Source organism: Chitinophaga terrae (ex Kim and Jung 2007), assembly GCF_900107795.1.
Lineage (GTDB): Bacteria > Bacteroidota > Bacteroidia > Chitinophagales > Chitinophagaceae > Chitinophaga > Chitinophaga terrae.
This window is the reverse complement of the sequence record NZ_FNRL01000003.1, coordinates 202,425-222,856: the sequence shown is the minus strand read 5'-3', so window position 1 is coordinate 222,856 and position 20,432 is coordinate 202,425. Positions and strand designations below refer to the sequence as shown.

Sequence of the window (20,432 nt, the reverse complement as noted above, 5' to 3'; positions counted from 1 at the left end):
GTATGGTAGTGGACAGGAAAACTTTTATGCCAAGTCCTGAACAATGCTTCACCCTAATTAAAGAACCCGCCTCTTGTTTTGAAGAGACGGATTTTTGGTTTGATAACCCTCCCAATATATTTGTGATTAAACCCTGTTCAGTTTAGATCTTCCCGGTCAATGATGTTAATCTTCTAAATCATCAGGAACAAAAGGGTCCGGAGCTTCTTTTTCTGATTCATAAACGACCTCGGTGAGAGTTATTCTGGTATAATCAGCAAATTCAGCCATTATTTTTTGGAGCAGCCCAATCGGTGCATCCTTACTCAAATAATTTTTATATTCCTCTTCCGTCAGAGAAAGCTTTTCAATAATCTCCGCATCTTCAAGGAGTTTACCTACCTTTCCGGCGTTGGTTTTAATATCTTTAACCACAAATGCAAAAGCGTTTATCATGTCATTATTGGTATTTTTTTACCTGTTATTTCTCCCATGATTACCAGGACTTAGGCTGTGCATAAACATATTTGATATCCTGATAGGAGATTTATTGAGTCTGGGGAGGCAAAAATGGATATGAAAAGCTAAAAATAATAATTAATATCATACTACCATTCACAAATAGATACCGATACACCAGTGGCTCCAGGAAAAAAAGTCAAGGTCATTACTGTTGCTGTTCTGGCTACATTATATTGATTTTTATATCTAAAATATACACTTTTGTTTTTAGTGATTTCCAGGAAAAGAATGTAGCTTCTCTTTTAAAAAAAAGACCGCCTCATAAAAAGAGACGGTCTTAATGTATAAACAGTTGTGCCTAGAATTTGTAAGAAACAGTTCCTGTGAACTGGGTAGGCGGAATAGGATTGATGCTGTAGTTCTCGTGTACGTAGTAATTGTAAGTATTGGTAACGTTCGAAACTTTAGCCATTACTGCAAAACGTTTGAAGGAATAACCGGCGCTAAGGTCCAGTGTTGAGAAGCCCGGAACGGAGATCAACCTGCTTTTAGCCACCATTCCCTTGCTGTCGGTGGTATTGTTCCAGCCTGCGTAACGCTGACCAATATAGTAATAACCTACCCCGAATTTCAACCCTTTCAGTTTAGATTGCTGGATGGTATAGAACACGCTTGCATTAGCGGTGTGGTTCGGGTTACCTACCAGCCGCTCGCCTGATACAGATCCATTCTTTTCAGGCGCTTTTTCTATCGTGATATTATTGTAGCTGTATCCTGCAATCACATCCAGGCCTGCAGCAGGGTGACCGGCAATGTCCAATTCCACTCCCTGGCTCAGTGTTTCGCCTATCAATGCCTTCAGGGAAGTGTTGTTGTTAGGCTCTCCGAATTTATTAAAGATAGCCGTTTGCGCATAGTTGTTGTTGCGGATACGGTAAAGTGTCAGGTTAACAGACAATAGTCCTTTAAACAGGTCGTTCTTCACCCCTACTTCATACTGTTCGATAGTAGAAGGTTTCAGGGAGTTGCTGTCGATATCCAGACCGGAGTTTGGCGTAAAAGATGTCGAATAGCTGGCGAATATTGCCGTTGCAGGGATTGGCTTATATACGATACCAAACCGTGGTGAAAATGCGTGATCGTATTTAGCGTTGTTATTATCTTTTTTCGCGCCTGATTTCATATCATAGGCAACGGTAGATTCGTTTTGCAGGTAAGAAAATCTAACCCCTGCCAGCACTTTCAATTTCTCTGAAACGCTGATCAGGTCCTGTACGTATACCCCTACCCTGTTAACCGGAGCATTTGTCACGGTTTTCAGCGTATCGCCGGGCCTGTCTGTACGCCTTGCGTATTTATCCAGGTCATAAACATTTACGCTATCGTAAATCCCCGTTGTTTTATTGATGCTTGGTACGGTGTAAGCATAGGTGCCTGTCAGGTACCTGTCTGCATCTGCCCCTACCAACACAGTATGTTCCAGTGAACCGGTTTTGATCTTTCCTGTGAAATCTACCTGTGCTGCGTAGTAATCTTCGTTAGTTGCATTTCTGCCCAGGGGACGTTGCCAGATACTGTCTTTGCGGGCCTGTATCCTTTCTATCGAATAGTAATCGCGTTGGTATTTGGAATAAGCGATGTTAGCGGTTAAAGTCCAGTTGCTGTTCAGTTCATGCCTTAAGTTGGCAGAAGTAGTGGTTTGCTGGGTATGCGCATACTGCCATGGCGCTCCAAAGAAGGTGTTGCGCGATACTTTGTTGATCGCCGTATCTGCAATAGAACCAATACCAAAATCAGGTGTAAAATCATGTTTCAGGTAATCGGCCTGCACGAGCAATTGAGTACGGTCGCTCAGTTTAAACAGCAAAGAGGGGTTAATGTAGTAACGTTTGCTGTGTACCTGGTCGCGGTAACTGTCGGCAGTTTCAAAAGCGCCGTTAACGCGGTAAGCAACGTTTGAAGAGAGCGGGCCGTAAACATCGAACGCCGGTTTAAGCAAACCATAGCTGCCTGCACGAACGTTCACTTCTCCGCCAAACTTGAATTTAGGTTGTTTGGTAACCATGTTCAATACAGCGCCGGGAGATACGTTGCCGTACAGGATGGCTGCACTGCCTTTCAGCACTTCAACCTTTTCAAGACCGCTCATTTCAGGCATAGCGCCGGAATTCACGCGGGCGCCATTCTTAAAGGTATTGGTGCTGGAGAAACCGTAACCGCGGGAGTTGAAAGTTTCCTGGGTACCGGCCCTCATAGAAGCCATATATACGCCGTTGATATTTTTAACTACATCGCTCAGGCGTTGTACCTGTTGTTCCTCCAGGGTTTTCTGTCCTATTACGGTAACGCTTTGCGGAAGGTCCATAGCCGCAACAGGTAATTTACCGATACTAACCGGTTTCCTGTTGATGGTTTTGCCATGTGCGCCGGCAACAACGATTTCGTTTAACTGGCTGGCGGTAGCTTCCAGGGCAACGCTGATGTCGGTAACCTGGTCGGGCTGTACTGTTACGCTTTTGCTTATAGTTTTAGTGCCTGTATAGGAAATGACCAATACATGCTCTCCTGCTTTTATATTTTTTAATGTAAAGAGGCCATCTTCGCCTGTGATAGTGCCCTTTTTGGTATTCTTAAGTCCAATTGTTACAAACGCCGCAGGCTGACCGTCGGCGAATGTTACTTTCCCCTTAATGATGCCTGATTGTGCCGTTGCAATGAGGTTAATCAGAATTAGGTTGATAATGAGGTAAAACTGTTTCAATTCAGATAAATTTTCCGCAAAGAAACAGGTAACGGCAAATTAAAGCTGATCAGATCGGGAAAACGAATGATCCAAAACGGAAATTTTCCCGACCTGGTCAGGTTATTTGTCTATATTTCAGCGCTTCATTTCATTGATCCATCTCGACACCAGCGCTACGCCTTCTTTATGTATCACCGTTCTTGCCAGTTCCGGCATGGCAGTCCCGGGAACGGTGCTGTTCATCCGGTAAGCCAAAATAGAATGCAGCGCATCGCCCGGCACAATGTCGTAATCCAGCCCGCCGGCCCCCCCGCCTGCGGAAACGGGCGATTTCATAAAACCCAGGTGATTCTCGTTCTGCTGCTCATATTCCAGGAATAAGCCAGTATTATAGGCGTCGCCTCCGTGCGTATGACAATGCGCACAGTTCACATCCAGGTAGGCCCTGGCCCGCTCCTTTACGGAATAATTCACACTATCCTGCCAGTCGGGTAGCTTGGCAACGGCAGAAATACCGGGCAGGCCGGCCAGTTTTTGCAACTTCGCCCATTGTTGCAGTTGGTTGCCCTTACCCGCATCATGGTTCAGGTTACGGGCTTTGGGCCCAATTGGCGTCAATACGCTGTTGTTGATATGACAGCGTTTACAATCGTTGGTATTCGGCATCTGGTACACCGTGGTATGCGCGGCGCCTGAATCGTCCAGCAGTGTAATGGGGATCTTTTTGCCAAGTATCCATTGCCTGGCGTCCTGCTGGGTACTGTCCCAAAGGTAATTCATCACTTTCCACTGGTGATCGGCCGGATCGCGGAACAACAACCGGGTTTCTATCATTACTTTCTCCTGCCGGCTGTTCAGGTAAGCGAAGTTTTTAATGATAAAGGTAGAATCAGGGAACTCCAGCAGGCCGGCTCCTTTATACCTCATTGCGCTATCGGCCGGTAATACGATGAACCGGTCTTTCAGCGTATAATCGGTAAACAGCGGGGTAGCCAGGTAATATGGCAATACCCCGGCCTTTGGCCGCAGGGATCTTAAATTCCCTTCAAAGAAACCGTAATCAGATAATTTCTCTTTAAACCGGAATGCTTTCGCAACGGGAGTGGTCGTACAACTCTGCACCGCCCATAGCCATCCCAAAAAGGCGCAGATCAACCAGCAAATCTTCTTCCTCATCTTCCTAAAACATTATTTACAAGTATATGGCGTTACATCCAGGCTGGGTTTCCAACCTTTATCTTTCATATGCAAAGCATCGATATTGATGAACAGGTTAGGATCGTTCTGCTGGATACAAAGGGAATCAGGGTTGATAGCCGTACCTTTGGTAAGCAGGTTAGTGGTAATGCCATCGTACGCGATCAGCGGTATCCGTTTCCTGGATGGGTCCATCGCTTTCAACTGCTGCTCTATACCTACCAGTATCTTGCCTGTATGATGTTCGTACACCGCTGCCGGGAAAGCTGTGTCCATCTTCATCTCATTATCATGGATATGAATATTCCTTGGTATAGGGAAATAGTTATCATTTATTTTCGATCCTGCATTTTCATCAATAAAAAATCCTGACACTACAGAAATAGCATTGGAATTGTTGTTGATGATCCTGTTCTTATAGAGTTCTACATTTGAAGCGGCCAGAATAACGATACCGCTGCCCGGTGCGGCGTTGCCTACGCCCCAGGTTGAGCCGAAACTGCCTGCCTTGGCAAAATTCCTTTCGTTATTGTCATGCAGGTAGTTGTTATAGGCTTTCACATTGCCCCCGCGTTTGGAAAGATCGGGCAGATCAAATACCAGGAACCCGGCTGTATTGCCCCAGAATTCATTATCGTAAACTTCTGCATTGGAAGTATTTTCTATTTCACAACCGGCAACGTTCTTAAAGGCTTTACATTTGCGAACGACCGCGCTGTCTGTTTGTCCTACATAGATACCGGCATCAGAGGCTCCTTCTGCATAACAATTCTCTACCAGTACATTTTTACACAACACCGGGTAAATAGCATACCCGCCGCTGGTAGAATCGGCCTTCGACCAGATAGCATGCAGGTTAGTGATCACTACCTGTTCACTTTTATTGATCTTAATAAGATCTCCTTTACTATCTTTCAACGTCATACCATCGATAGTGAATCCTTTGGTATCAGTTACCCGGATGCCTTCGCCGCCCTGCGACTGCCCGCTGAAATCCAGCACTGTTTTACCGGCGCCCGCCCCTTCTATAAGAATATGTTTCACCTGTGCAATGCTCAGGTTATCGAACTTGTAATCGCCTGCTTTCAGCGTGATCCGGCTGCTGTCGGTCAGCGACAGGAAAGCGGCTGCGATCTTTGCTTCTTCTCCGGGGCCAAATGTCTGGTGTGTTTTATAACCATCTTTATCAGTAGCCGGCTGCTGGATGCAAGCCACTAACGATAAGAGTAACAAACAGGGCAATAACTGTTTCATGCGGCAAATTTTAAAAGATTAAAAAACATTGTATGCATAGGTTATGTAATACAGTCCGCCGATGGCCGGGCTGCCGAAACCGTTCCTATAGTAGGTATTGGTAATGTTCGTTCCTCCCAGTTTGATAGTGGAATGCGCCTGCAGCAAACGGTAACTGAACTGGGCGTCGATCACCGCCGATGCCGGCACTGTACCGCTTGCAAATCCTATCTGGTAGAAATACGCAGGTCTGTACCTGAACGTAGTATTGAACGAGCATCTTTCTTTTTTACCAAATCCTGTATTTCCGAATTCGATATTGAATTTATAATTAGGCGTATTGAAATTATTTACCTGGTTGTTGTTTTTGTTGTTGAGAAAATCGGAAGAAAAATTCACTTTAGCGAGGAAGTGATGAGACAGATCAACGCCTACGCTGGCTGCATAACCATAGGTGTTCACTTTTTCGGCGCCGTTGTAAGCGATGTTGTACTGGATATATTTATTCCTGTCCAGGAAGGCCGCAGGATCTGTTTCTCCCGGCGTGTTCGCTACGTTTACATATCCTATAAAATTCTTCCATGTAGAATAATATCCCAATACATCTATCAATACCTTACCCGCGATAAGCGAGGAATAACCTAACTCGAACGCATCTACGGACTGCGGCTTGATGTCGTTCAACTGGAATAGTTTCAGATCGGCAGGATTCTTCGTACGCTGGAAAGAGTCAACACTGGCCAGGGTGTAAGCAGGATATTTATCGAATTGGTATACGCCGTTCAACAACCTGTCGCTGCCCCCGGAGGCAAAACTGTTATAGTCGACCAACGTGCTTTGCAAAGCCTGAATGTTGGATGGGAAGCTATATGCATTCTGGTAAGAGAAACGGATAAAGCTCTCTTTATTTACTTCCAGCACTGCCGATAAGCGGGTAGTAACCCGGGGCTTGGCGAAGAGAGTGTTCTTGTCGTACCGGAAAGCGGCGGCAAGACTCAGCTTATTACGGATAACTTTTTTCGTGAGATGGGCATAGGCGCTGTATTCCGCTACATCGATAGGGCTTTCGTTGTCGGGAAATAAAGTGCCTTTAGAATCGAGCCTGTAGAGGCGGTAGTTTAAACCGGCGATCAGTTCTGCAAACTTCACCAGGTGAGTAAAGTTGTATTGCAGTTCGGTATTAAACAACCTGCTTTTATCGGTGAATAAAGTGCCGCCTTTGGAAGTAGGGATGCTGGCTATGCTGTCTTTCAGCCGGAGGAACTCCGTGCTTCCCGCCAGGGGCCTGCCCTGGTCGGCAAAGCTCCTGGCGACGTTGCTTGCATCCAGGTAGCTTTGGCCTGCGGCCATTGATTGTAATAACGCGGAAACATATTGAGGATACCAACCATCGCCTGTATTTCCGTCGTAGCTGGGTTTCCAGGCTTCGTTGATCAGTTGGGCGGTAGGCCCGGCGATGATGGTTCTGCCAGAATTTTCCCTGCTGGTATAGGCCCTGAGGAACCAATGCTGCCCTCTCAGTTCCGCCCTGTACTGGCCCAGGTGAAAACGGGTCAGCGCATAACGGGTATCATTGCTGTACACTGCATTTCCCTGGCCGTAAGTGGCAGAAACGATCGCTTCCAGGGTTGGTTTGAACTTATACCGCAGCTCCACGTTGCCTTTGAAGAGCTGGGCGTCGCTGCTCAGGTACCCATACTCGGGGTAACCGGTACGGGAAACAATATGATGTCCTTCAGCCAGGAGGGGTTCTACGATTGGCGCCAGTTCGGGCACCTGCGCCATGGCTCCTTCCAGGAAGGGATTGATGTCGGCCGAGGTTTTGGTGCCGTATACATTCACCCCGTTGTAGCCGGGGTCCTGCAAGGGGCCGCCGGGGCCGTTGGTATTGGTTGTATCGGAAGCCATCCAGTCTTTGGCCTGGGTATATTGCACATTGATCTTAAAGGCAAACCGCTCGCTCACCTTTTTACCCCAGCGTACCGTCCAGTCGTAATACGGTGAGGGGCCTAGCGGGTCGTTTGCTTTGCCTTTCTTTACATGATTGATCCCCTGTGTTATCTGTGCGCTGAGTCCCTGGTATTTGAACGGGTCTTTGCCTGTCATGACCATCGTACCATTCAGGCCCCTGGACCCGTACAGGGCAGACGAAGCGCCTGAAAGCACTTCCAGGTTATCTACATCCAGTTCGGTGAGCCCGATCACGGCGCCAATGGGGAAATTCAGGCCGGGGGCCTGGTTGTCCATACCATCCACTATCTGGGTAAAATTGGTATTACCGCTGGTATTGAAGCCGCGGGTTGTGATCGTGGTGAACATCATACTGCTTGTGGTAACATCTACCCCTTTCAGCCCTTGCACCATATTATAATAGCTGGGCTGGGGAGAATTAATGATATCTTTTGTACCGATCCGTTCTATGGTAACCGGCGATTCTATTTTCTTCTGAACAAAACGGCTGGCCGAAACCACTACTTCCCTGCCTAATACTGATACCGGCTGCAGCTCTATATGCTGCGGCCCCGGACCGCTCACTACAATTTCTTTCGACTCGAAACCCAGGGAGGAACAAACCAGTGTAACGGGGAATCCTTTTCGTACCGTTACCCGGAAATTACCCTGGTCGTTCGTATAATCACCTGTTTGCGTTCCTTTTATCATCACCGAAACAGCGGGTACCACTTCTTTGGTATCGCTGTTCCTGATATTTCCTGTTACCACTTGTTGGGCGGATGCGCCCAGCGACAATAAGATCAATAAAAAAGAAGTGACAGTCCTAAACATAGGCGGATAGATTTTGGCAAGCGTTGCTGCGATATTACAAATCGCCGTCTGACATTGGATCGCCGCACTATCCTTTTGGGGTGAAATAGGTTATGAAAGGGGTAAAATTTAACCCTCAGGGGTAAATCGTTGCTGGATGGCAGGTAAAAAAGTAGCGGAAACGGGTACGGTGATCTCCTCCAATCCTTCCAGTTGCAACTGGTGACCTTTGCTGTTTTTCCTGAAAAGCACCACTTTACCTATGTTAATTAAATAAGAGCGGTGAGCTCTAACAAAATGGCCGGCAGGCAGTTTTTCCTCCATTTTTTTCAGCGTTGTTCTTACCAGTTCTTTGTGGAGTGAGTTGCCCACTAGATAAAATAACTGTACATAGTTATCTTCTGCTTTCAGCAGTAAAAGTTTACTTGTATGTACGGTGAGTACAACTTTATCATGTTCGTCGGTGATCTGCAGGCAGTTATCTTCCTTTCCCTTTTCCAGTGTCCGGAGTTTGCTGACCTGTTCTCTTGTATAGAACCATAACAATGCGATGCAGTATGGAAGCGGTAATAATAAAGCGGTGTAATGAAGTGTGGTAATATATTCATCCAGTGTAAAAAAGAAAACCGGGCTGATAGAAACATTAAAAATAGTGACCAGTAAAGTTACCAGAATTATCTCACCAATGAACCAGGCCAGGTAAGTAGCGTTGGTCAGCTTTTTCCGGAAAGGCAGTTTTGCCAGCAGGAACTGGGTAACCGACAGCACCACTACTCCGCAACCTGTGAAGCACAGGAATATGGGGGCTAAAGAAATATCGATCCCTTCATACCATAGGTTCATATTAAATGGCAGGAAGAGGTACATGAAAAGAAAACTGAACACGCTGCAGAACAGGATCAGGGTAACCCGGTTAGACACGCTATCCAGCAGGGTAAAACGAGGTTGGCGGGTTGCATAAGAAATAAGCGGCAAAGTGGTGAAGCTTTTCATACCGGGAATTTTTACTTCAATTAAGTTAAGGAAAAAACGCCGGATAACCTTAGCCAGGATCACATGCCTTCTATCATAGTAGAGATGCATTTGGGAAGAAACCGAGTATAGGCCCCGCCGATGGCCAGGACAATAGGATAAGCGATCCTGAGCCTTCTTGCCGCCATTATCAGCAGCAGGATAATAAAGACCACGATGACATGGTTGATAATAGTAGACAGCAGCATGTGTCAGAGGTTCTTTTTCTTAAATTTCTGCGGGAGGGCCAGTTCTTTACCCGACACCATAAATACGCCTTCTCCCCGATAGTGAACAGTTCTCGGATATTTAGGATAGGTAGCGGCCTGCGCTCTCACTACTTCAAAGATGAAAAAATTGTAATTATCAAGCAAGGAGGCGTCGGCAATTTTACATTCGTAATTGGCATAGCATTCTTTGATGATGGGCGCCTTAACGATTTGGGCAGGTTCGGGTGTGAGGCCGAATTTGCGGAATTTATCCATACGCTGACCGCTGGAGTTGCCGATGCCGATTATTTCATCTATTAAATCCACCGTTGGAATATTAATGACACATTCGCCGCTTTTCCGGATCATATCGAAACTGTGATTGCTGGCAGTGATCATGCAGCCGATCAGAGATGGGTTAAATTCCAGCACGGTATGCCAGGCCTGGGTCATGATATTTGATTTCCCTTTATAGTGGCTGGAGATAAGGGCTACGGGCCCCGGTTCGAGGAACTTGCGGATTTTGGAAACTGGGAAGTCGGATTTTTTGTAGTTGCGTTTCATGTAGGGGAAACAAATTTGGGAGGGGATTGTTTGGGGAAGGGAGGGAAAATCTGTATTAGGTAAAGTGAAGATTATATATTTTTATAACAACTTTCTGTTCATCATAAAACTATTACCTATGAATAACTTAACATCTTGCCCCAATTGCGGTGCAAAAATAAAAGACGGCGTATTTAGCAGCAACTTTCTCATGAGTGATATAAAGTCCGAGTTGATCGCGGAAATGAATAACACCCCGAAAGTTACCGGGTGCAGCAAATGTCTTTCCGCTATATACGATGAGGCGTTTAATAAATTTGTAGCCAGCCGGAAAAAGATCCAGGATGAAATGTTGGAGCATATTAAAAACGTTCCGGTGATCACTGCTCATACTCCCTATAACTGGGACTATAATGTATTAGGATTAGCAACCGGGCAAAGCACAACTGGTACCGGCTTATTTGCGGAGGTTGGCGCATCGTGGACTGACTTTTTTGGACTGCAATCCCATACTTATAATAAAAAGATAGCTAATGGCGAGGAGCTATGTCTTCAGCAAATCAGGGCTAAGGCTGTGAAGATGGGTGGTAATGCGATCATTGCAGTTGATATTGATTACTCGGAGATGGGAGGAGAAAAAGGGATGATTATGGTTTGCATGTCGGGCACCGTCGTAAAATTGAATAACCTGGATGTTCTTGATCAGTACAAAGTAGATTCTATAAAAAAGATATCTTTTCTTGCCGACAAACTGCATGTATCTAACAACAAGTATGCAGAGATATTAGAGAAATTTGAATGAGCGGTAAGGGATTTTTGATCAAAGACGGACCGGAGATACAAAGAGAAAGCAGTTGCTTTTTTTTCAATTATTTTCTTTGACTTCGCCGATAAGCGCAACCAAACGCGTGGCGACCTCCTCGGCAATTTCACAAATCTTTTCCCTTTCTGCATTACTCAAAACCTGTATTGGCTTATTTTCAGTCCATCTGTTATGTCCTTTAATCTTCCTATAAAAGGTGGGAGTACTATAGTTACATTCTTCGCATACCCGCTCCCTGAAAAAAATTGGTAATTTGGAAATTTCGGTATGCAGCTCATTTAAAATGTTCATTGGTTCAGATTCGGTAGTCATATAGATAATTTTAAAAGGTTAGCACTTGCATTTATTTTAGCATCGAATTTTAAGGCGTGAAGAATCAGGAAAAAATTTTTAAAATAATGCCCTATAATTTTGGCTATTGTTTTATCTACACTTTTGTGCTCATTTACTAATATGGAAATGTAATAATCAAGGACGGCAACCAGGTCTTGAAAGTCAATCCCCGATTGAAAGCTAGACAGTTCATAGAGTGCGCTTTCCAGCTCAACTACTAGTTCAGAGGTTAAATTAGATACCCCCTCCCTTTCCAGCGCATTAAGGATATCAAAAGCAGCTATGGTAACAGATCTGAATAGAGTGGCAAACATCATAAAGTCCACACGCTGGTCCGCCGTCCAGTAGTCAGCAGTTCTGCTGGCAACAACATTGGATAGCTGGTAATCGCAAAGATCGGTTAGTTCTTTTGAAGTACCGCATGCGGTGATTTGTCTTAAGGTGTTTAATAGATTTTGCATAATGGATATTTAAAGTGAAGAAATACGCTTTTGTCAGCAGTACTACAGTCGTATCAGCCGCTCATGCTGAATAGCTCTATAAAATTTTGTTTAAAATGATGACGAAGAATAGATATAAGCATGTTGATGTATTCCGTTAACTGTAGATACGAAAATAATTAAAATAATGACATATTCGTCATTATTAAGAAAAATATTTCGCCCCATCTTGTAATTTAATGGCGAAGCAAATAAAAAATAATAAACTGTTAAAGGGTATAGCAGCGGTTCTTAAAGAATTGCGGGAGGCCAAAGGCGTTAGCCAGGAGGAGGTTTATAATGATGCTAACATACATGTTGGCCGTATAGAAACGGCTAAGGCGAATCCTACGGTAAGTACAATCGCTGCGCTTTGCAAGTATTTCGATATTTCGCTTTCGGAGTTTTACAGGAGAGTGGAAGAGTTTTAGGGTCTATAGGCTATGTGGCCTGGTTAGTTTTTATGGAGGATTTGTTATTGTAATGGAAGTAGATTACTTCCTGAACATGTACTAATAATTTCAAATATTGTTACGGGTCGACCTTTGTTTCACCGGCCAACCTGCACCAATACTCGAGGCAAAAAAGGGGATGACAATACCGAAAAGTATCATCATTAACAATAACTAAGGTTTTGCCGGTGTCGGAATCTCCAGAAACACAGGATCTATGAGACTATTACAAAAAGGGGCTGTAGTTTCTTTGGTTAACCTAATTTTACAACGAAAAAATCGTTGTAACTATGTTTTATTTTGAAAAAAATAGGCTCCTTAACCACCTCTTTCTACCCCCTCAACCTCTTCAACTCGTCCTCCAACCTGCCGATCCGCTCCCTGTATCTTTCAATCCTATGTTGGATGAATTCAGCCCTGCTTTCCACGCTTTTTCTCTCCGCATCCCCGGCATCCGCTTTCAATGCTTCCATATGTTTCCTGCGCTTTTCCTTCAGTACATCAATGGCTTTGCTTATTCTAACTTTTTCTGCATCTGCGGCGGATTTTAACCTCTTCCTGTCTGCCGCTATTTCTTCATCGATCGTTATTATCTGTTCATCGTCGAATAACTGGTAAGCTGCATCGGCGTCTGTTCTGATAAGCGTGCCACCAGTTTCTTTTGCATAGCTATCTACATATACAGGATCATCTTCTGCAATTTCTGCCACGATCGCTGCATCGCCTGGCTTCAAGGTTTCAGCTACTTTCTTCGCAAAGTCTTCCGAGAAACTGTATTTATCTGTTTCATAGGCGATCCCGGTAAGTGTTCCCAGTAACAAACCGGAGATAAGTCCTACTGGCCCGGCAAGTGCGCCTATCAATCCGCCGATGGCCATGCCGGCAAGGGTGCCGGAACCCGCAGCAGTATCTTCTTCAATAATATGGATCTCGTTGCTTTCATTCTTCCGGATGAGCACACTATCGTAAACGGTGATATCGCCGATCGATTCTATTTCCGCTAATCGCTTCGCGCCTGCAGTGGCCTGGGCTGGAGTTGGATATGAAATAATAATGAGGTTTGTCATGATAGTAAGTTTTAAGTAATAACCACCGACAGAAAAAATTGTTCCAATAAAAACCCCTAAGCAAATTGCTTCGGGGAAGATGTTTGGATATCGTATATCCCTCATTGTTACTATTCTAAATTAAACTCAGCTATGACTGGTGCAAATCATTGAAGTAGACGATCTTCCTGGCCACCTGTTCTTTAACGAGCCGAAACCAACTATTGTATTTGAAACCACGGCGTCAATAGACCTACCCTCCTTCTTAAACAAATTTAAAAACACCGTTGCACAGCATATAAATATACACTAACTTGTAACCCTTATCAACCTTATTTGAGGTCACAGTAACATGAAAAATCAGAAGTATGCGTAAACATTTCCTTGTTTTTGGATTGAGTGGATTAATGACTCTTGGCGCTTTTCAACACAGCATAGCTGCCGGTAAACCTACCGTAACCGTGCAACAACAAGCAGATCAGAAAGAGTTGATCGGCAGATGGGACCTGACCGTTGACATGAACGGCACTCCTACTCCCTCCTGGATGGAAGTAAAACTCTCCGGCTTCAGCACCCTGGTAGGCTACTTTGTAGGTAACAGCGGAAGTGCGCGCCCGGTATCTAAAGTGAACTTCGATAATGGTAAATTCAGCTTCTCTATCCCTCCACAATGGGAAAAAGGTCAGGACCTGACCGTAGAAGGCGCCATCAGCAACGGCGAATTGCAAGGTACCATCGTAATGCCCGATGGCAAAAAATACAACTGGAAAGGGGTAAAAGCTCCTTACCTGAAGAGAACTACCGCTCCAACATGGGGTAAACCAATTAACCTTTTCAATGGTAAAGACCTCACCGGCTGGAAAGCTACCGGCGAAAACCAATGGATAGTAAAAGACGGTATTCTCACCAGCCCACACTCCGGATCTAACCTGTATACAGAACAGACATTCACCGATTTCAAACTGCATGTCGAATTCCGCTACCACGAAGGCAGCAACAGCGGCGTTTACCTGAGAGGACGTTACGAATGCCAGATCGAAGACAGCAAACCGGAAACACATCCTTCCAGCGTACTGTTCAGCGGTATCTACGGCTTCCTGGCGCCTAGCGAGATCAATACCTTAGGCCCCGACAAATGGAACTCTTACGATATCACCCTCGTTGGCCGCATGGTTACCGTTGTAGTAAACGGCAAAACCGTGATCTCCAACCAGGAGATCCCTGGTATCACCGGCGGCGCTATCGATAGCAACGAAGGCGCACCGGGACCTATCTACTTCCAGGGCGACCACGGACCTATCGAATTCAGGAAAGTAGTGATCACTCCTGCTAAATAATATTCTTTCTAAAATAAAAAAGCGTAAGGGATGCCGATAAGAGCGGACATATTAATCCGCGAACCATCAGCATCCCTTATGCTTTTTTATCGCCTGTTATTTCAAACAAAAATTCTTTCAAACATCAGAGCCCCTCTCTCTGCCTTGCCACCAAATGATCCCAGGCTTTCCTGGATATCTCCGCTATCACCCTGTTATTCTTCGCTCCCTGCTCCCAGGAATCGGATACAAACACGGCAATGTAGTAATGCCTTCCATCCGGCAACGCCACAATACCGATATCGTTAGTAGCAGCCGTAAGCCCGGCCTTATTCGTGTCTGATGTGCCGGTTTTATGCGCCACTTTAGTTCCTGCCGGCAAAAGCCCCGACAAACGGTCGTTAATATTGGTATTGGTTGTCATAAACCGCATCATCACATCCCTGCTCGCGGGTTTTAATATCTTTCCTTCATCAAAGGCCTTCAACAAACGGGTAGCTTCCCGCGGCGTAGTCCAATTCCGGTACTGTACATCCCAGTCGGCATGCATTTCCTTTTCTGTTGCCACGATAGAAAGATCTGTAGCCCCCAGCCCGTGCAGGTATTTATTAAGGGCGGCAGGACCTCCCACCAGTTCAAATAATTTATCGCAACCAATATTATCGCTGGTCGATACGGTGCTTTTCAACACTTCTTCCAGCGAAAGATCTACATTACCGCCCGGGTATTTTTTGGCGATTGGGCTCCAGCTTTTCAACGCCATGTCTTCAGGGGTAAAATGTACCTGTTGCTGTAGTGATAGTTTACCTTCATCTACCAGGTGCATCACCAGTAATCCCAGGTGAAATTTGAATACGCTTTGCATAGGGAAACGCTTATTTCCCCTAATGGTAAGGGTATCCCTATCCGATAATACGCTCACGCCTACCCTTGCCTTTACGGAGGCAGCCGTACCTGTTATCTCCTTTCTCCAACCCGCTTTCTGTGCCTGCGCTGTATATAATGTGCTGCAGAAAAGGCCTGCCGCCAATATTATCTTCTTCATCTTATAATCTTTGATGCAAACCTATGAAATGCTTCAACACCATCCCGGCATTTTTTCTTCAAGGGAACAAATATATTTCTCTTTAACCGAGTTACAGAAGTACATCTTTAACGTACATTTTATTTTGTATTTTAGAGCGGTATGACAAACACACAAAAATATTCAGCAGATCCTGCGATCGTTGCCACCTGGCTTAAAGGCTGGTCTATTGCCCGCTCTCTTCCCCTCCCCGTTCCCGACCAGGGAGCATTACGGGTAGATGTTGGATGGCCCGACCAGAAAAAACGCTACGTATTCGCAGAAGTGGGGCAGTCATTTAAAGACCTGGCTGCCAGCATACACGCGCCGCTTGTTTTCCTGAAAGCCTGCGCCGGCGAAGAAGAAGTACGCGCCCTGCTTCCTTCAAACTGGGAGATACAAACACCGGCCTACATGATGCGCTACCTGACGCAGCAACTCATGAACGCCAACCCGCTGCCAGAGGGATATACGTTAAGCGCCAGCAATGAAGACAAATACTTTACCGTCGCCATCCTGGACCCCACAGGTTTTGAAGTGGCAAACGGGGGATTGGTATTGGTAGATGATTATGGAATATATGACCGTATCGCCACCCATCCCAGGTACCAGCGAAAAGGATTTGCTTCCATCATCATGCAAAGCCTGCAAAAGATCAGCCATCAGCATAACGTCTACAATGGCATACTGGTAGCTACTCCTCCGGGCAGGAACCTGTACGATACACTGGGATGGGAACTCTATTCGCCCTACACAACGGCAGTTATTCCATCCGCTTAATACAATTGCTCAACGCCCTGAAATTATGGTAAGTGCCTTTCCAGATATGCGATTTCAGGGCCAGCTTCCTCTGAGGCTCATTGTCCAGCCCCTCTTCATACCAATCGCCATACGTATGATCTACCAGGTAGGTTTGCACATAACTCCATAGTTGCAGGAACTTCCCGTAATACTGCATTGGGTCGTTGGGATATCTTTCTGCCATGATCAACAGGGTATTCAAGCCCTCCGCCTGGGCCCACCAGTTCTTGCTTCTTTTAACAATCGTACATCCCGGCTTGTCTTTGAAATAATATCCCTCGTCAAAAAATCCACCCAATTGCTGGTCCCATCCCTTCTGCAGGGCATGATCCACCATTTTCTTTCCTATGGCCAACGTTTTCGGATCGTCGCGCATGCCGCATGCCCTCGCCGCTTCTTCCAACAGGTATGCCGTTTCCACGTCATGACCAAACGATACATGATCCAGGTTTTTAGAACGGAGAATTACGGCCTCGGATGAATCCCTGAATGTCACCGGTTTCCAGTCCGTGGTAAAGAACAGTTGCAGGTAGCCCTTATCTGTCACGATCTTATCGCGTATCAATACCAGCATTTCCTTCAGCCTATCTTTCAGTAATGGCGATGGCCATACCTCATACAACGACGTGAAGGCTTCCAGCAAATGAATGGAGCTATTCTGATCTTTTAATCCCGTTTCGGCCAGCGGGGCTACATCTTTGGTTCTCTTCACCGGGTTACCCTGCCTGTCGAGATGTTGGAAATACCCTTTATGCACGGCATCATGACTGTGTTTTTCCAGCCAGTTAAAAGCTTCCCGGGCTAACTGCAAGGCTTCAGGATCATGGGAAGCTTTATAGTACGCCGCCAATGCATAGATGGCAAAAGCATTGCCGTAAGCGTCTTTCATGGTACTCTTTGGCTTTCCTGCCCTGTCTGTAAAACTATAAAAGCCGCCGTATTGCTGGTCCCACATTTTATCTTTCAGGAAACGGAAGCCATGGCGGGATAAAGCGATATAGCTGCTATCGTGATAGAACATGGCCGCCTGCGCGGTGGTCCAGGTATGCCTGGCCTGTGTTACTATCATTTTATCCTGGTTTCCTACGGGTTTAAAATCGTAGGAATAAGTGGTGATATATCCACCATACGCGGAATCGGTATTCCGTGGGTAATAACAATCCAGCAATCCTTCTTTTGCCGCATACCTGAACTGGCGGATCAGTGAGTCATTTCCCGGCTTTTGTTGGGCATAGGTTGCCTGCATACCGGCAAATGCCAGTACAACACTAATTATCCGTTTCATACTTAATTATTTTTCGTTTAGAAGTTGATTAGCCGCCAGGGCAAGGAACAGGTAATCTGTTGTTCCGCCGCCCAACACATATTCTCCCTGTTGCCAGAAATAAGGCCATATCATCAGCTCCGGGAAATCGGGCCTGATCAGCGCCGTACCCGATGCTACGCCGCCGGGGATATAAGACCAGTCGGCCCTGTTAAACCCATAAGCCGTGGTAACGGAATTCGCTCCTACCCCCGACACAAAGGAGGCGGTGTTGGAACCTGGATGACAACCTAAAATAAAATTCAGCGCGTTTAAAAGGTATTTATCAGATACTATTTCAGGAAAAGCACGATGCAGGAAATACTGCCTGTACCCAAAGTTCTGGATTCCCCAGCCTGCACCCCAGATATTAGGCTCGTACGGTACGCCGTAAGGGGTTTTATGTCCGTCTTGCTCTATAGAGGCATACAACTGCTTAACGGCATTGCGGACCGCCTCCCTGAAACCGTTATCCTTTATCAATGGCAAAGCCCTGCAAACCATCCATCCATTCCTGCCAAAACTTTTCAGGATACCTTCCTGTTGCGATACCAGGAAATCTGCATACGCCTGGTCTTTCGTGGTGATCAGCAATTCGACTGCCAGGGAAACGCTGCGCGAAGGCTGTTGTTTGCCCAGCGTATTCCATACCGCCAATGCAATTTCCAGGCTTTGCTGTGCCAGTGTATCGTTATACCCTTTCATTACCCTGCTGGCTGCAGCCAATGCTACTGCGGCTTCCAGCGCCCTGCCGGGGTTTTCTTCCGTGAAAACCCATCGATCATCTGGCGATCCCGGCACTCCTACTTCCGGCGCCTTCCCGTTGTGATGCAGCGTGTTAAAATCGACATTATCTGTAAGGTTCACCGGGTCGCCCAGCAATACGTATTGCCGCAACGTTGGTTCAATGATGCCCCTGTAAAACCGGCCCAAAGAGCGATAGCCGTTAACCACGGAGAAGAGTCCGTGTTCTATCTGCTGCAACGCATCAGGCTTGCCGTCGGGTCGCTGGATCTCAACAACCCGCGTAGCCTGGTCTATAGTTGTGTTATCGTAGTTCAAGTGAAAGTTTTCGAATGCCAGTACCAGCCCATGGATGGTTTCGGCCTGCGATTCCACTCTCAGGTCATAATCGCCTGCATCATGCCATCCGCCCTTATTGAGGTCTGGTACTGTTTCGCCGGGTTTATAATTTGTTAAGGTAGATGATCCCTGGATATACCCGTCGAAATGATTGGAATCCACAGGGGCCATACGCGCATCGTCGAGGTGACAGGCGCCATGCCATACCCGGTATTTATCGTTTACCCGTACATGGCACATCTGCGCCGGCAGGAAGTAAGCCAGCGTAGGCTGCCAGACGTTATCGCTATACACTTGTTCACTGATCCGGAAAGGCGGGGTTTTCGTGTCGCCATATTGCACCATGTACATACCCGGTTCCTGGATCTTCGAAAAATCGAAACGCCGGTAGTGGTATCTTAAAAAATCGCCCCACTCTTCCGGCTGGGCTTCCAGCACTGTTTGCGTTCCACTGCCCCCTATACGCAGCAGCTTTGCCGGCAGCCTGCGGGTGTCGTTTGCATCCAGTTCTATCACTGCTTTCTTTTCCTGCAGCGGATGATAGCCCACCTGCGATACCTGCACCACGGGGGCCGACTGCCATCCATTCACTGCATTAGGGGTAACCAGCCACTCTATGGCGTTTTTGGTAGCTCCTTTCTTTATCAACGCCCGCACCACGTACCAGCCATTGGAATGCAAAGCCCTTCCGTCGAGCAGCTGTAACGAATCGCCTGCCACGCTTTCGATGGTCATCCGCTGTAAAGGCGATTCCGGGGCGATAGTTAACTGTTTTCCCACAGCGATGGGTTTTACCTGCAATTCATTCCCGGTATTCCTGAACACCTGGTCGCTGGACTGGCGGGGGAAGATACCTGATTGCTGATCCATCAGGTAAGATTTTCCGAACAAGGCGCCCGGAAACAATTCGAAGTTAAAGCCCACTTTCCCTATCCACTCGTCGGGCAGGGGCTTCTCCAGATCGGCAATAATCTTAAATCCTTTCCCTGCCGGCTGTATGCTGATCACATACGCGAAATGCAGGTCGGGATAGATGATAGGATTAAATCCTTTCCTGTCGATGGCCGAATCGGGGTATACCATCCGTACGCTGACCATCTGCCGCGCTTTATCTACTATTCGTTTGCCTACTTTCGGGATGGGCGACCATTGGCCGGGCGTAGGCTCCAGCCTTAAATCGCCGTTAGTCGCCACTCTTTGCCCGTGCTGTATCACTCCTACCCCTCCCTGGTGCCCTTCGGGATAAAAGTCGTGGGCCAACATTACATTTACTCCCTGGTTTTCCAGGTATTCTTTGCTATTCAGCTTCATTTGTCCGAATCCTGCCAGCGATCCCAGTAGAAGCAAAAGGGATAGGCAATAAGGAGCCCTACGATACATTTTCGTACTGTTTTTCATACCGTTTTACAAATTGTTAATTCGATGATGTAGCGAAGCTGGAGGTACAAAGTTAAAGTGTCAACCGCACAATTATATTAATATAAATGAGATTATTTTATCTATTTCTTGCCCTTTTTCTACCGCTACGACCGCTAAAATAATTTCTTTTAAATTAATTGTCACATTAACACTTAATTATTATCTTGGTATCCA

At 46.2% G+C, this 20,432-nt stretch carries 18 protein-coding genes; 4 read left to right on the top strand and 14 right to left on the bottom strand.

Features of this window, described 5'->3' with window-relative positions:
• Positions 1–165: 165 nt before the first annotated feature.
• From BLV62_RS04830 to BLV62_RS04800, 8 genes are all read right to left on the bottom strand, one after another.
• Positions 166–435, bottom strand: coding sequence for a hypothetical protein (locus BLV62_RS04830; RefSeq protein ID WP_089759245.1), 270 nt, complete (start codon positions 433–435; stop codon positions 166–168).
• A 364-nt stretch (positions 436–799) separates the two neighbouring features.
• Positions 800–3,202 (bottom strand): TonB-dependent receptor, encoded by a 2,403-nt coding sequence (locus tag BLV62_RS04825; RefSeq protein WP_089759243.1) that lies wholly within the window; start codon positions 3,200–3,202, stop codon positions 800–802.
• A 117-nt stretch (positions 3,203–3,319) separates the two neighbouring features.
• Complete coding sequence (locus BLV62_RS04820; protein WP_089759241.1) at positions 3,320–4,360, bottom strand: SO2930 family diheme c-type cytochrome; 1,041 nt, start codon at positions 4,358–4,360, stop codon at positions 3,320–3,322.
• A gap of 12 nt (positions 4,361–4,372) precedes the next feature.
• Positions 4,373–5,635 (bottom strand): parallel beta-helix domain-containing protein, encoded by a 1,263-nt coding sequence (locus BLV62_RS04815; RefSeq protein ID WP_089759239.1) that lies wholly within the window; start codon positions 5,633–5,635, stop codon positions 4,373–4,375.
• Positions 5,636–5,653: 18 nt separating this feature from the next.
• The gene (locus tag BLV62_RS04810) at positions 5,654–8,398 is read right to left on the bottom strand and encodes a TonB-dependent receptor (RefSeq protein WP_089759237.1); all 2,745 of its coding nucleotides are present in this window, start codon (positions 8,396–8,398) and stop codon (positions 5,654–5,656) included.
• Between the two features lie 108 nt (positions 8,399–8,506).
• On the bottom strand, positions 8,507–9,370 hold the full coding sequence (locus tag BLV62_RS04805) for a LytTR family DNA-binding domain-containing protein (RefSeq protein WP_168927733.1): 864 nt from the start codon (positions 9,368–9,370) through the stop codon (positions 8,507–8,509).
• Between the two features lie 59 nt (positions 9,371–9,429).
• On the bottom strand, positions 9,430–9,597 hold the full coding sequence (locus tag BLV62_RS28255; protein ID WP_168927732.1) for a hypothetical protein: 168 nt from the start codon (positions 9,595–9,597) through the stop codon (positions 9,430–9,432).
• Positions 9,598–9,600: 3 nt separating this feature from the next.
• Positions 9,601–10,161 carry a flavin reductase family protein gene (locus tag BLV62_RS04800; protein ID WP_089759234.1) on the bottom strand — a complete coding sequence of 187 codons (561 nt, stop codon included), beginning with the start codon at positions 10,159–10,161 and terminating at the stop codon, positions 9,601–9,603.
• 118 nt (positions 10,162–10,279) lie between these two features.
• Between BLV62_RS04800 and BLV62_RS04795 the strand changes: the two genes are divergently transcribed.
• Positions 10,280–10,942 carry a YbjQ family protein gene (locus BLV62_RS04795; RefSeq protein WP_089759232.1) on the top strand — a complete coding sequence of 221 codons (663 nt, stop codon included), beginning with the start codon at positions 10,280–10,282 and terminating at the stop codon, positions 10,940–10,942.
• A 63-nt stretch (positions 10,943–11,005) separates the two neighbouring features.
• Here BLV62_RS04795 and BLV62_RS04790 read toward each other — a convergent pair whose 3' ends face one another.
• Positions 11,006–11,275: a hypothetical protein gene (locus tag BLV62_RS04790; protein WP_089759230.1), complete on the bottom strand. Its 270-nt coding sequence runs from the start codon at positions 11,273–11,275 to the stop codon at positions 11,006–11,008.
• Positions 11,272–11,757 carry a hypothetical protein gene (locus BLV62_RS04785; protein WP_089759228.1) on the bottom strand — a complete coding sequence of 162 codons (486 nt, stop codon included), beginning with the start codon at positions 11,755–11,757 and terminating at the stop codon, positions 11,272–11,274. Before BLV62_RS04785 ends, BLV62_RS04790 begins: the two co-directional genes overlap by 4 nt.
• 218 nt (positions 11,758–11,975) lie before the next feature.
• Between BLV62_RS04785 and BLV62_RS04780 the strand changes: the two genes are divergently transcribed.
• A complete protein-coding gene (locus tag BLV62_RS04780) occupies positions 11,976–12,206 on the top strand; it encodes a helix-turn-helix domain-containing protein (RefSeq protein ID WP_089759226.1) in 231 nt (76 codons plus the stop codon).
• Positions 12,207–12,559: 353 nt separating this feature from the next.
• Here BLV62_RS04780 and BLV62_RS04775 read toward each other — a convergent pair whose 3' ends face one another.
• Positions 12,560–13,294 (bottom strand): DUF1269 domain-containing protein, encoded by a 735-nt coding sequence (locus BLV62_RS04775; RefSeq protein WP_168927731.1) that lies wholly within the window; start codon positions 13,292–13,294, stop codon positions 12,560–12,562.
• Between the two features lie 347 nt (positions 13,295–13,641).
• Between BLV62_RS04775 and BLV62_RS04770 the strand changes: the two genes are divergently transcribed.
• Complete coding sequence (locus tag BLV62_RS04770; protein WP_089759223.1) at positions 13,642–14,610, top strand: 3-keto-disaccharide hydrolase; 969 nt, start codon at positions 13,642–13,644, stop codon at positions 14,608–14,610.
• 124 nt (positions 14,611–14,734) lie between these two features.
• Here the strand turns inward: BLV62_RS04770 and bla are convergent, their stop codons facing one another.
• Complete coding sequence (bla, locus tag BLV62_RS04765; protein ID WP_089759221.1) at positions 14,735–15,634, bottom strand: class A beta-lactamase, subclass A2; 900 nt, start codon at positions 15,632–15,634, stop codon at positions 14,735–14,737.
• 141 nt (positions 15,635–15,775) lie between these two features.
• Between bla and BLV62_RS04760 the strand changes: the two genes are divergently transcribed.
• Complete coding sequence (locus BLV62_RS04760) at positions 15,776–16,432, top strand: GNAT family N-acetyltransferase (protein WP_089759219.1); 657 nt, start codon at positions 15,776–15,778, stop codon at positions 16,430–16,432.
• Here BLV62_RS04760 and BLV62_RS04755 read toward each other — a convergent pair.
• Together BLV62_RS04755 and BLV62_RS04750 are read right to left on the bottom strand one after the other, a co-directional pair.
• Positions 16,416–17,738, bottom strand: a complete 1,323-nt coding sequence (locus tag BLV62_RS04755; RefSeq protein WP_089759217.1) for an AGE family epimerase/isomerase — start codon at positions 17,736–17,738, stop codon at positions 16,416–16,418. The genes BLV62_RS04760 and BLV62_RS04755 overlap by 17 nt on opposite strands.
• Positions 17,739–17,744: 6 nt before the next feature.
• Positions 17,745–20,219: a glycoside hydrolase family 9 protein gene (locus tag BLV62_RS04750; protein WP_089759412.1), complete on the bottom strand. Its 2,475-nt coding sequence runs from the start codon at positions 20,217–20,219 to the stop codon at positions 17,745–17,747.
• Positions 20,220–20,432: the final 213 nt, after the last annotated feature.